This window comes from Streptomyces sp. CA-251247, assembly GCF_050952975.1.
GTDB classification, from domain to species: Bacteria; Actinomycetota; Actinomycetes; order Streptomycetales; family Streptomycetaceae; genus Streptomyces; species Streptomyces achmelvichensis.
In genome coordinates, this window is the sequence record NZ_CP191861.1 from 703,078 (window position 1) to 715,064 (window position 11,987).

Consider the following 11,987-nt stretch of genomic DNA (forward strand, 5'->3'; position numbering starts at 1 on the left):
GGACTAGGTCCTGTCCGGGCGATCTTCGAGGATCAGCCTGCGGCGTCGGATGCGGTACATCGCACGGCGGTGGGGGCACCCCCGCCGGAGGCTGGGGGAGATCGTCCTCGTACTGGGCGTACTCGGGCGACTCCGACAACACAGCGAGGTGCCGTAGCTGTCGTCACAGGCCCGACAAGATCGCCCGGACAGGGCCTAGGCGGAGGTCTGGGTCGGGCTCATTCCGGGGCCGGCGGTTCCGTTGATCTTCTCTATCGCCTGCCGTGCGTGTTCGCCGGGTGATCGTCCGGTGAGCGAGGAGACGGACGACGGTGCGGCCTGCTGGGTCGCCGCGGGCCTGGCATGGCTCGCTGTCGTCCGCGAGCGGAGCCGGTGGCCGACGGCTTCGTCGAGGCTCACGGGGCGCTGCATCTGGGCCGACAGCCGACCCGCTTCCTGACCCAGCGCGGCGACGTCCTCCCATTGCAGGCGGACCACCAGGCGGAGTTCGGCCTGCCCGTCAGGGAGGGCTTGGAGAGACGGGTTGATGGCGTCATTCATGGCTGATCCTCACGCTGTTGGAACGGAATCCTCGCGGGACGCTGCGCACCCCGGCGTGCGGGGCATGCAGAGTCATACGGGAGAAGTCCCCGCAGCGTTCACTCACACGTGTAGGCCCGTATGTGTGTACGGGTGGGGCCGTTGCTCCGTCGGCGGCGTACCGCTCGCGGCGCGCGAGTGACGCGTCATACGGACGAGCCGTACGGGACGTGAGGCCGCGCGCACGGCGGCAGGATCAGTCAGCCCGCACCGCAGCCCGGAGAACGCAAGCAGGCGGCCAGGGTCCACGGGCGGGCAGGTGATCCGGAGCAGGCGCCTCCCCGGCCCTCGTCCCGAATCGCACGCCGACCCGAGGGGCGGCGCGGCATCGCTTACGGGCCGCGGCGGTCGGACCACCGCGGCAGCGATCGGGATCGAGGGCGGGCGGGAGTGGGGAAAGGGCCGGCGCAAGCCGTCAGGTGAGGTCGAACTCCCCACCGCGGGCGTTCAGCACAAAGGCTCGCCATTCCGCCGGTGTGAAGATCAGGGACGGGCTCTCCGGCCGTCCGCCGTTGCGCATCGCGATGAAGCCCTCCACGAAGGCGATCTGGACATCCCCCGTTCCCTGACTGCCGGACTGCCAGTCGGCGTTGGTGAGGTCGAGTTCAGGCTTGTCCCAGCCCGAAAACATCTGCGTGGTGGTCGTGCTCTCGGCCACGTCCGTGCTCCTCCCGCATTGTCTCCGGCCTCAGACTAGCGATCGTCCCCGGTCACCGACAGGCCGCGGAAGAAGGCCGGGAGCCACCGGGGCCGGAAGTACGCGTCAGGTGCGGGGCGGCTCCGCGCCGACGAGCCACATCGAGAAGAACTGCGACCCTCCGCCATACGCGTGCCCGAGCGCTCTGCGGGCTCCTTCGACCTGGTGCTCTCCCGCCCGGCCGCGTACCTGAAGTGCGGCTTCGGCGAAGCGGATCATGCCGGACGCGCCGATCGGATTGGTGGACAGCACACCGCCCGACGGGTTGACGGGGAGGTCCCCGTCGAGTTCGGTGACGCCGGACTCGGTCAGTTTCCAGCCCTCGCCCTCGGCGGCGAAGCCCAGGTTCTCCAGCCACATCGGTTCGTACCAGGAGAAGGGGACGTACATCTCGACGGCGTCGATCTCCCGGCGCGGGTCGGTGACGCCGGCCTGCCGGTAGACGTCGGCGGCGCAGTCCTTGCCGGCCTGCGGGGAGACGAAGTCCTTGCCGGCGAACATCGTCGGTTCGCTGCGCATCGCGCCGCCGTGCACCCAGGCAGGCGGGTTCGGGGCGCGCGCGGCCCCGGCCCGGTCGGTGAGGATCATCGCGCAGGCGCCGTCGGAGGAGGGGCAGGTCTCGGAGTAGCGGATCGGGTCCCACAGCATCGGGGAGGCCTGGACCTTCTCCAGCGTGATGTCGTGCTCGTGGAGATGGGCGTACGGATTCTTCAGCGCGTTGCGGCGGTCCTTGTAGGCGACCAGGGAGCCGACCGTGTCGGGGGCTCCGGTGCGCCGCATGTAGGCGCGTACGTGCGGGGCGAAGAAGCCGCCGGCTCCCGCGAGCAGCGGCTGCTGGAAGGGGACCGGCAGGGACAGGCCCCACATGGCGTTCGACTCGGACTGCTTCTCGAAGGCGAGGGTCAGGACCGTCCCGTGCACCCGGGAGGCCACCAGGTTGGAGGCGACGAGGGCGGTGGAGCCACCGACCGAGCCCGCGGTGTGCACCCGCAGCATCGGTTTGCCGACGGCGCCGAGCGCATCGGCGAGATAGAGCTCCGGCATCATGACGCCCTCGAAGAAGTCGGGGGCCTTGCCGATCACCACGGCGTCGATGTCCGCCCAGGTCAGCTCGGCGTCGTCGAGCGCTCTGCGGGCGGCTTCGCGCACCAGGCCGGCGATGGAGACGTCCCGACGGGCGGCGACATGCTTGGTCTGGCCCACGCCGACGACGGCGACGGGTTCCTTGCCTCGGGCGGTGTCAGGCACGGTCCTCCCCTTCCAGGACGGCGACCAGGTTCTGCTGGAGGCAGGGGCCGGATGTGGCGTGGGCGAGTGCCCGGTCGGACTCGCCGCGGTGGATGCGGGCGGCGGCCTCGCCGAGCCGGACGAGGCCGGCGGCCATGACCGGGTTGGCGGCGAGCGCTCCGCCGGACGGGTTGACCCTCACGCTGTCGTCGAGGTCGAGGGCTCGCCGCAGGACGATTTCCTGGGAACTGAACGGTGCGTGGAGTTCGGCGGTGTCGACCGGCCGCTCGAAGGCTCCGGCGCGCTGTGCGGCGAGCCGGGTGGAGGGCGAGTCGGTGAGATCGCGTACGCCGAGACTGTGGGCCTCGATCCGGTGGTCCATGCCCCGGATCCAGGCGGGTCGTTCGCACAGGTCGCGGGCACGGTCCCCGGCCGCGAGGATCACGGCGGCGGCGCCGTCCCCGATCGGGGAACAGTCCCCGGCCCGCAGCGGCTGGACGATGTACTCGCCCTGCGGGACCGATCCGGTGAGCTGGGCGTGCGGGTTGGTCCGGGCGTCGTCGCGGCTGCGGGCGGCGACGGCTGCCAGCTCCGGCTCGTCCGCGCCTCCGGCATCGATCAGCGCCTGCGCCTGGAGTGCGGCGAGCGCCACCGAGTCGGGCCAGAGCGGGGCGAGGTAGTAGGGGTCGAGCTGGCGGGTGAGGACGTCCCGCACCTGGCCGGGGGACGACTTGCCGTAGGAGTAGACGAGTGCGGTGTCGGCCTCTCCGGTGAGGATCTTGACCCAGGCCTCGTACAGCGCCCAGGCGCCGTCCATCTCCACATGGGACTCGGAGATGGGCGGCCAGGCGCCGACGCCGTCGAGGGCCATGGTGAAGGAGAAGGCCCGTCCGGCGAGATAGTCGGAGGAGCCCGAGCAGGTGAAGCCGATGTCACCGGTCTTCAGGCCGGTCCGCGCGAGGACCTCGTGGAGGACCGGCATCAGCATCTCGACCTCGGAGAGGTCGTCGCTGCGGCGCCGGTGGTCCGTCTGCGCGAAGGCGACGATCGCCACGTCGTGCGTCACAGCAGCTCCTTGTAGGTGTCGTAGTCGGCGTCGGGTTCGCCGGTGGGGCGGTAGTGGTCGGGGTGGCGGCCGCCCGGTTTCCACACCGGCTCCACCCGCAGCCCCATGCGCACCTGGTCGTAGGGCATCCCGGCGATGCGCCCGTGCAGAGCGAGGTCGGCCCCGTCGAGGGCGATGTGGGCGTAGACGTACGGGACCTCGATGTCGAGGTTCTTGGCCTTGATGTTGACGATGCAGTAGGTGGTGACCGTGCCGCGGGGACCGACCTCGACGCGGTCCGTGGTGGCGACGCCGCAGGTGGGGCAGGCGCCGCGGGGCGGCACATAGACCTTGTGGCAGGACGGGCAGCGCTCACCGACGGTCCGGTGGTCGGCGAGCGCGGCGATGTGCGCGGTCTGGGCACGGCCGGGCGAGTAGACGTAGTCGAGCCGGGCGGGCGCCACGATGCCGGTGACAGCGTCGTCGAACTGCCCGGTGTGGTCCGTGCCGTGGGCCTCGGGCTCGCCGTCGTACGGCTCGAAGCAGGCGATGTCGGTGATCGCGCCGGTCCGCTCCCCGGCCCAGCGGATGCGGACCCGCATGCCGGTGCGGACGGCCTCGGGCCCGGGTGCGTCGAGGGCGTGCAGGAGGGAGGTGTCTGCGCCGTCGAGCCGCACCAGCACCCAGGCGAACGGCTCCGTCAGGGGCTGACCGCGGCGGGGGGCCGGGTTCCAGGCCCAGGTGGTGACGGTCCCGCAGGAGCCGACCTCGACCAGGTCGCGGATCTCCTCGGCGGTGACCGGGTCGTACTCGACGGGCGGTACGAGCACCCGGCCGTCCTCCGTCCGTACGCCGAGGACCGTCCGCTCGCGCAGTCCGGTGAGAAAGGCGCTCTGTACGGGGCCGAGTGAGCGGGTGAAAGGGAACTCGACGACCAGCGGGGCGCTCAGCAGCTCGGGCATCCGGGGTCTCTCCCTCGGGTCAGGCGCGGCGGTAGACGGGGTCGCGCTTCTCGGCGAAGGCGCGGGCGCCTTCCTTGGCGTCCTCGGTGTCGAAGACCGGCCAGCCGCGTTTGAGTTCAGCGGCGAGTCCCTCGGTCTCGGTCATCTCGGCGGTCTCGTAGACGGATGCCTTCACCGCCTCGACGGCGAGCGGACCGCAGGCGTTGATCCGCTCGGCGACGGCGAGGGCCTTGTCGAGCGCCGTCCCGTCGGGGACGACGTGGCCGATGAGCCCGATCCCCTGCGCCTCCTCGGCGCTGTAGGGCCGGCCGGTCAGCAGCATTTCCAGGGCGTGGGTGCGCGGGATCTGGCGCTGGAGCCGTACGGTCGAGCCGCCGATGGGGAACAGTCCTCGCTTCACCTCGAACAGTCCGAAGGTGGCGCTGCGGCCCGCGACCCTGATGTCGGTGCCCTGAAGGATCTCGGTGCCGCCGGCCACACAGGCGCCCTCGACGGCGGCGATCACCGGTTTGCGGGGGCGGTAGTGGCGGAGCATGGCTTTCCAGTGCAGATCCGGGTCGGCCTTCATCCGGTCGCGGTACTGCTCTCCGTCCATCCCCCGGCCGGCGAGTGCCTTGAGGTCCATGCCGGCGCAGAAGGCTCCGCCGGCGCCGGTGAGCACGACGGAGCGCACGGAGTCGTCCTCGTCGGCCTCGATCCAGCCGTCGTGAAGGCCGACCAGCATCGGCAGTGAGAGGGCGTTCTTCGCCGCGGGCCTGTTCAGGGTGAGCACGAGTGTGGCGCCTTCGCGCCGCACGGTGAGGTGCTCGGTTCCACCTCGTTCGTCCATGTGCGGACCTCCCGTCTCGACCTGGAACAGGTTGCAGTAGGCCGGGGCCCAGTTCAATAGTTTTCTGACACCCAGTCAGATTTCTTCTGCGGCGCCCCTTCCCAGTTGTGTCCCCCGGCGCTCTAATGACCGCCGAGCCGGAGTTCGCCGGGGATGCGCCGCGGTCAGGAGGAACGGTGGAGTACAACCTTGCCGACCTGTTCGAGTCGGTCGTCGACGTGGTCCCCGACCGCGAGGCGCTTGTCTACATCGACCACCCCGGCACCGGCTCCGAACGCAGGCTCACCTACGCGGAGCTCGACGCCGCGGCCAACCGTGTCGCCCACCACCTGATCGGCGCGGGCATCGGACCCGGCGACCATCTCGGCCTGCACCTCTACAACGGCATCGAGTATCTGCAGACCGTGCTCGGCTGCCTCAAGGCGAGAGTCGTACCGGTCAACGTCAACTACCGCTACGTGGAAGAGGAACTCGTCTACCTCTACCGCGACGCCGACCTCGCGGCCCTGGTCTTCGACGCGGAGTTCACCCGGCGGGTCGCGGCCGCGCTGCCGAAGACACAGAAGCTGCGGCATCTCGTCCGGGTGGGCACGCCCCCGCCGGACGCACCGCCCCTGGACGCCGTTCCCTTCGCCGAGGCGACGGCCGGCGCATCACCCGGACGAGGCTTCGAACAGCGGTCCGCCGACGATCAGTTCATCATCTACACCGGCGGCACGACCGGCATGCCCAAGGGGGTGATGTGGCGTCAGGAGGATCTGTTCTTCTCCGGCCTGGGCGGCGGTGCGCCGACCGGCGAGCCGGTCTCCTCGCCCGCGGAGCTCGCCGAGCGGGTGGCCGCGGGCGGTGAGGGGATCACCTTCTTCCCCACTCCCCCGCTGATGCACGGCACGTCCACCCTCACCGCGTTCATCGGCTTCAACTTCGGCCAGCGGATCGTCGTCCACCGCAAGTACGTGCCGGAGGAGGTGCTCCGGACGATCGAGAAGGAGAAGGTCACCAGTGTGTCCCTGGTCGGCGACGCGATGCTGCGGCCGCTCATCGACGCACTGAACGGGCCCCTGAAGGGCACCGACCTGTCCGCGTTGTTCAGCGTCTCCTCGTCCGGCGCGATCATGTCGGAGACGGTGCGAGCGCAGTTCTCCGCGCTGGCGCCGAACGTGATGCTGCTGAACAACTTCGGTTCGTCCGAATCCGGGTTCAACGGCACCGCGACGGAGGACTCCGGCCCCGAGAAGGGCTTCCGCCTGCGGGTCAACTCCCGTACGGAGGTGGTCGACCCGGCGAGTTACGAACCCGTCGCGGTGGGCGAGCCGGGCCGCATCGCCCAGCGCGGGCATGTACCCCTCGGCTACTACAACGACCCGAAGAAGACCGCGGAGACCTTCTTCCAGCGCGGCGACGAGCGATGGGTGCTGCTCGGCGACATGGCGACGGTCGACGAGGAAGGCATCGTCACCGTCCTCGGCCGCGGCTCGCAGTGCATCAACACCGGTGGCGAGAAGGTGTATCCGGAAGAGGTCGAGCAGGCGCTCAAGTCCCACCCCGATGTGTACGACGCGCTGGTGGCCGGGGTGCCGGACGCCACCTGGGGCAACCATGTGGCCGCGGTGGTGCAGGTGCGCGAGGGAGCGGCGGAACCCGGCCTGGAGGAGATCCAGTCGCACTGCCGCACCCGGTTGGCCGGCTACAAGATTCCGCGCCAGCTGGTGATCGCGAAGGAGATCCAGCGTTCGCCGAGCGGCAAGGCGGACTACCGCTGGGCCCGCACGGTGGCGACGGAGGCCGCCGGGCAGTGACCGCCCGCACACGGATGCCTCGCCGGGGCGCTTCCTTCAGGACGCCCCGGCGAGAAGTCGCTCGATGGACTCGGCGTCCCGGACGGCCGCGTCGTCACAGCAGTTGTTGAACGGGACGCGGTGCTCCGCCCGCCGGGACATGTCCGTCAGCCGGGGCAGCCACTCGGTCAGCTCGCCGCCTGCGGGACGAAGGCGGCCGGAGACAGGGCCTGTTCGCCCTCCGAGCACTCTCAGGAGGGGTCTGCTCCGAGGATCCGCTCGCCGTTGAAGACGCCGAGCCGCTCCTGATACAGCTCCAGGGGAACGCCGTTGGGGTCCCGGAGGTAGAGGCTGTCCTCGACCCCGCGGTCCGGGCCGAGGTACTCGGCGCCAGCGTCGTCGAGCTTTTTGCGTGCCGCGGCGAACCGTTCCGCGTCCACGGACAGCGCCAGATGCTGTACGCCGCCGATCGTCTCCTCGATGGGCGGGTGGTCGTGTCCGGGGAAGTCGAAGAATCCCAGCAGATTCCCGTGGCCGAGGTCGAAGAAGAAGTGCGTCGAGCCGCGGTAGTCGCGGTTCTCCACGATCTCCACCAGCGGGAAGCCCAGGAATTCCTGGTAGAAGCGGATGGTCTCCTCGACATCGCGGCAGATGAAGGCCACATGGTGGATACCGCGGACCGTCGTCGGGGGCCGGTCTTCCGGCGCGCGCAGATACCGCTGCTTCAGCAGCTCCCGGCGTGCCTGCACGGCTTCCAGTTCGGCGCCTTCGGGCTGCGGCATCGCGGTCTCCTTCGTCAAAATGCATGCGGGATTCAACTTCCTTCCCGCATCCTCCCCCCTCCGGCGGCGATCACCCCGCAGACGCCCCTCCTCTTGGCCTCGTGCCGAGCCGCCCGGGGCGCAGGACGGCCCGAACACGGCCGTCCCTACGAGCCCATCCACATCCCTTGACGCCCGGCCGCAGGGCTGAATTACTGATCTCGTTGCACCACGACCGAATGATCGGTCGTCCGATTTGGGACGGGAGAATCCGGCATGACGGACCTGCTGGACGCGGCGGAGCGGCTGAGCCGCGAGGAGCTCGAGGCGCTGCAGCTCGAACGGCTGCGGGCGACCCTGCGTCATGCGTACGACCATGTGGACTTCTACCGCCGCTCCTTCGACAAGGCAGGTCTGCGCCCCGAGGACTGCCACAGCCTCGCCGATCTCGGCCGCTTCCCCTTCACCGCCAAGACCGATCTGCGGGACAACTACCCGTTCGGGATGTTCGCGGTGGAGCAGTCCGAGGTCCGGCGCATCCACGCCTCCAGCGGCACCACCGGCCGTCCGACCGTCGTCGGCTACACCGAGCGCGATCTGGACACGTGGGCCGATGTGGTGGCCCGCTCGATCCGTGCGGCCGGCGGCCGGCCCGGTCACAAGGTCCATGTGGCCTACGGGTACGGGCTGTTCACCGGCGGCCTCGGCGCGCACTACGGAGCCGAACGCCTCGGCTGCACCGTCATCCCGGCCTCCGGCGGCATGACCGCCCGTCAGGTGCAGCTGATCCAGGACTTCCGCCCCGAGATCATCATGGTGACGCCCTCCTACATGCTGACCCTGCTCGACGAGTTCGAGAAGCAGGGTGTCGATCCGCGGACGACCTCCCTGAAGGTGGGGATCTTCGGCGCCGAGCCGTGGACCGAGGAGATGCGGCGGGAGATCGAGGAGCGCTTCGCCATCGACGCCGTCGACATATACGGGCTCTCGGAGGTCATGGGGCCGGGTGTGGCCCAGGAGTGCGTGGAGACCAAGGACGGCCTGCACATCTGGGAGGACCACTTCTATCCGGAGGTCGTCGACCCGTTCACCGGCGAGGTGCTGCCGGACGGCGAGCCGGGGGAACTGGTCTTCACCTCGCTCACCAAGGAGGCCATGCCCGTGATCCGGTACCGGACCCGGGACCTGACCCGGCTCCTGCCGGGCACGGCCAGGGTGTTCCGGCGGATGGAGAAGGTGACCGGCCGCAGCGACGACATGGTGATCCTCCGCGGGGTGAACCTCTTCCCCACCCAGATCGAGGAGATCGTGCTGCGGACACCGCATGTCGCCCCGCACTTCCAGCTGCGGCTGACCCGCGACGGGCGCCTGGACGCGCTCACCGTCCGGGCGGAGGCCCGCGCCGGAGCGACTCCCGACCAGCGGGCGGAGGCGGGCCGGGCGATCGCCGCGGCCGTGAAGGACGGCATCGGGGTGTCGGTCTCGGTCGACGTCGTGGACCCGGAGACGCTGGAGCGCTCGGTCGGCAAGATCAAGCGCATCGTCGACCTCCGCTGACCACTTGTCGCCGGTTCTGTCCTTGCGGCTGCCGCGAGGCCCCCGCACGGCCATCATGAGCGTATGAGCTCCTTCGAGGACACAGGCGGCGACACAGGCGGAGGACCCGCGCCCCTGCCTCCGCTGCCCGAGGACTGGCAGCGGGGCATGGCGATCGCGGCGCACCCCGACGACATCGAGTACGGGACGGCATCGGCGGTCGCACGCTGGACCGCGCAGGGCAAGAGCTTCAGCTACCTCCTGGCCACGCGCGGAGAGGCCGGCATCGACGGGATGCACCCCGATCAGGCGGGCACCCTGCGCGAGGCGGAGGAGCGCGCGGGCGCCCGCGCCGTCGGCGTGGACGTCGTGGAGTTCCTCGACCACCGCGACGGCGTCGTCGAATACGGCCCGGCGCTGCGCCGCGACATCGTACGGGCGATCCGCAGGCACCGGCCCGAGGTCATCGTGTCGGGCGCGTTCACGGTGCGGATGATCGGCGGTCTCACCAACCAGGCCGACCACCGGGTGGTGGGCCTCGCCGCGCTCGACGCCGCGAGGGACGCGGGCAACCGCTGGATCTTCCCCGAACTCGCCGACGAGGGCCTGGAGCCGTGGGGCGGGGTGCGGCTGGTGTGCTTCGCGGGAACCGCCGAGCCCACGCACGGTGTGGATGTGACAGGTGATCCGCTGGAGCGGGGCATCGCCTCACTCGCCGCCCACGCCGAGTACACCAAGGGCCTCGGCGCGAACGGCTTCGAGCCGCGACCGTTCCTGACCTGGGTGGCCAGGACGGCCGGTCCGGCACTGGGCGTGGAGGCGGCGCTGCTGCTGGACGTCCACGAACTGCTCCCGCAGGGGCCACCGCCGTGGGTGTGACCGGCATACCGGCACGGGTGACCGGCGCACTCGCAGCGGGAGCGCGCGGCCTGCCTACTCGGCGAACCGGTCCCGCAGCTCGCGCTTGAGGATCTTTCCGCTCGCGTTGCGGGGGAGTTCCTCCACGAACAGGACCTTCTTCGGGGCCTTGAAATGGGCGAGCTTCTCGCGTGCATGGTCGATGAGTTCGCTCTCCGTGACCTCGTCCCGGGTCACCACCACCGCCGTGACCGCCTCGATCCAGCGGTCGTCCGGCAGGCCGATGACCGCCGTCTCCGCGACGGCCGGGTGGGTGTAGAGCGCGTCCTCGACCTGCCGTGAAGCCACCAGCACTCCACCGGAGTTGATGACGTCCTTCACCCGGTCGACGACCGTGAAGTAGCCCTCGGCGTCGCGTACGGCGAGGTCGCCCGAGCGGAACCAGCCGTCGCGGAACGCCTCGGCCGTCTCCTCCGGCTTGTCCCAGTAGCCCTCGCACAGCTGCGGGGACCGGTAGACGACCTCGCCGGCCGTGCCGTCGGGGACGTCCTTGCCGTCCTCGTCGACCACCTTCGCGTCCACGAACAGCACGGGGCGGCCGCAGGAGTCCATCCGTCCCTCGTGTTCCGTCGGGCCGAGAACGGTGGCGAGCGGGCCGATCTCGCTCTGGCCGAAGCAGTTGAAGAAGCCGAGGTCGGGCAGGCGTTCCCGGAGCCGTTCGAGGACCGGCACCGGCATGATCGAGGCGCCGTAGAACGCCTTGCGCAGCCCGCCGAGGTCGCGGGTGGCGAAGTCCGGGTGGTTCGCCAGCGCGATCCACACGGTCGGCGGAGCGAAGAGGCTGGTCGCGCGTCCGGCCTCCACCAGGTCGAAGATCGCGGTGGCGTCCGGTCCGTCCAGGATGATGTTCTCCGCGCCGACCGCGAGGTACGGCAGCAGGAACACATGCATCTGGGCGGAGTGGTACAGCGGCAGCGAGTGCACCGGCCGGTCGTTCTCGTTGAGATCGAGGGCCGCGATCGCGCTGACGTACTCGTGGGACAGCGCCCGGTGGGTCATCATCGCGCCCTTGGGCAGCGCGGTGGTGCCGGACGTGTACAGCAGCTGGACCAGGTCCTCCGTCTCCGGCTCCCGCTGGGGCGTGAAGTCGCGGGGCGTGGACAGCTCGGCCAGCAGCGAGTCGTCGGCGTCGCGCAGGAACCTGACGGCGGGTCCGTCCGGGAGCCGGGGCGCCAGGTCGGGGTCCGCCAGCACCAGGGCGCTGCCCGACTGCTCGATGATGTACGCCAGATCCTCGCCGGTGAGGTTCTGGTTGACCGGTACGTGCACGAAACCCGCCCGCGAGCAGGCCAGGAAGGCCATGAGGTACGCGTCGGAGTTGTGGCCGTAGGAGGCGACCCGGTCCCCGGGCCGCAGACCATGGCCGGCCAGGACGGCCGCCGCCGTGGTGACCGCGGCGTCCAGCTCCGCGTAGCTCCAGGTCCGGTCCGCGTAGTGCACGGCCGTGCGGTCGGGGGTGCGCCGGGCGCTGCTCCGCAGGACGGAGTCGACGGTGTTGCTGCGTACAGCTGTCATGGCGCGATCCTGTGCGGTGCCCGATGGACGGTCAAGTCCGCGGATACCGAACGGGATGTTGACACCGTGCGCCGCGACTGAATGCATGGACCATCCTGCTTCGAACTGACCTTGCCGGGAGTTCGAACTGACCTTGTTGG

At 70.3% G+C, this 11,987-nt stretch carries 12 protein-coding genes; 3 read left to right on the forward strand and 9 right to left on the reverse strand.

Features of this window, described 5'->3' with window-relative positions:
• Positions 1–195 precede the first annotated feature (195 nt).
• The 6 genes from ACQPWZ_RS03050 to ACQPWZ_RS03075 all read right to left on the reverse strand — a co-directional run bounded on the left by ACQPWZ_RS03050 (position 196) and on the right by ACQPWZ_RS03075 (position 5,339).
• Positions 196–540 (reverse strand): hypothetical protein, encoded by a 345-nt coding sequence (locus ACQPWZ_RS03050; RefSeq protein WP_340471563.1) that lies wholly within the window; start codon positions 538–540, stop codon positions 196–198.
• Between the two features lie 454 nt (positions 541–994).
• Positions 995–1,210, reverse strand: coding sequence for a DUF397 domain-containing protein (locus tag ACQPWZ_RS03055; protein WP_383240041.1), 216 nt, complete (start codon positions 1,208–1,210; stop codon positions 995–997).
• Positions 1,211–1,342: 132 nt separating this feature from the next.
• Positions 1,343–2,524 carry a thiolase domain-containing protein gene (locus tag ACQPWZ_RS03060; RefSeq protein ID WP_340471564.1) on the reverse strand — a complete coding sequence of 394 codons (1,182 nt, stop codon included), beginning with the start codon at positions 2,522–2,524 and terminating at the stop codon, positions 1,343–1,345.
• Entirely contained in the window at positions 2,517–3,569 is a 1,053-nt protein-coding gene (locus ACQPWZ_RS03065) for a thiolase domain-containing protein (protein WP_340471565.1), read from the reverse strand. The genes ACQPWZ_RS03060 and ACQPWZ_RS03065 overlap by 8 nt, the downstream gene beginning before the upstream one ends.
• Positions 3,566–4,510 carry a Zn-ribbon domain-containing OB-fold protein gene (locus tag ACQPWZ_RS03070; RefSeq protein ID WP_340471566.1) on the reverse strand — a complete coding sequence of 315 codons (945 nt, stop codon included), beginning with the start codon at positions 4,508–4,510 and terminating at the stop codon, positions 3,566–3,568. Before ACQPWZ_RS03070 ends, ACQPWZ_RS03065 begins: the two co-directional genes overlap by 4 nt.
• 19 nt (positions 4,511–4,529) lie before the next feature.
• Positions 4,530–5,339 carry a crotonase/enoyl-CoA hydratase family protein gene (locus tag ACQPWZ_RS03075; protein WP_433570531.1) on the reverse strand — a complete coding sequence of 270 codons (810 nt, stop codon included), beginning with the start codon at positions 5,337–5,339 and terminating at the stop codon, positions 4,530–4,532.
• Between the two features lie 176 nt (positions 5,340–5,515).
• Here ACQPWZ_RS03075 and ACQPWZ_RS03080 point away from each other — a divergent pair, with 176 nt between their 5' ends.
• On the forward strand, positions 5,516–7,138 hold the full coding sequence (locus ACQPWZ_RS03080) for an acyl-CoA synthetase (protein ID WP_433570532.1): 1,623 nt from the start codon (positions 5,516–5,518) through the stop codon (positions 7,136–7,138).
• A 36-nt stretch (positions 7,139–7,174) separates the two neighbouring features.
• Here the strand turns inward: ACQPWZ_RS03080 and ACQPWZ_RS03085 are convergent, their stop codons facing one another.
• Together ACQPWZ_RS03085 and ACQPWZ_RS03090 are read right to left on the reverse strand one after the other, a co-directional pair.
• On the reverse strand, positions 7,175–7,366 hold the full coding sequence (locus ACQPWZ_RS03085; RefSeq protein ID WP_433570533.1) for a hypothetical protein: 192 nt from the start codon (positions 7,364–7,366) through the stop codon (positions 7,175–7,177).
• 2 nt (positions 7,367–7,368) lie between these two features.
• Positions 7,369–7,899, reverse strand: coding sequence for a VOC family protein (locus ACQPWZ_RS03090; RefSeq protein ID WP_433570534.1), 531 nt, complete (start codon positions 7,897–7,899; stop codon positions 7,369–7,371).
• A 255-nt stretch (positions 7,900–8,154) separates the two neighbouring features.
• On the opposite strand from ACQPWZ_RS03090, the gene paaK reads away from it, so the two are divergent.
• Entirely contained in the window at positions 8,155–9,435 is a 1,281-nt protein-coding gene (gene paaK, locus ACQPWZ_RS03095) for a phenylacetate--CoA ligase PaaK (protein WP_356703422.1), read from the forward strand.
• 63 nt (positions 9,436–9,498) lie between these two features.
• Positions 9,499–10,293: a PIG-L deacetylase family protein gene (locus tag ACQPWZ_RS03100; protein WP_433570535.1), complete on the forward strand. Its 795-nt coding sequence runs from the start codon at positions 9,499–9,501 to the stop codon at positions 10,291–10,293.
• Between the two features lie 54 nt (positions 10,294–10,347).
• Here the strand turns inward: ACQPWZ_RS03100 and ACQPWZ_RS03105 are convergent, their stop codons facing one another.
• Positions 10,348–11,847 carry an acyl-CoA synthetase gene (locus ACQPWZ_RS03105; protein WP_433570536.1) on the reverse strand — a complete coding sequence of 500 codons (1,500 nt, stop codon included), beginning with the start codon at positions 11,845–11,847 and terminating at the stop codon, positions 10,348–10,350.
• Between the last annotated feature and the right edge of the window lie 140 nt (positions 11,848–11,987).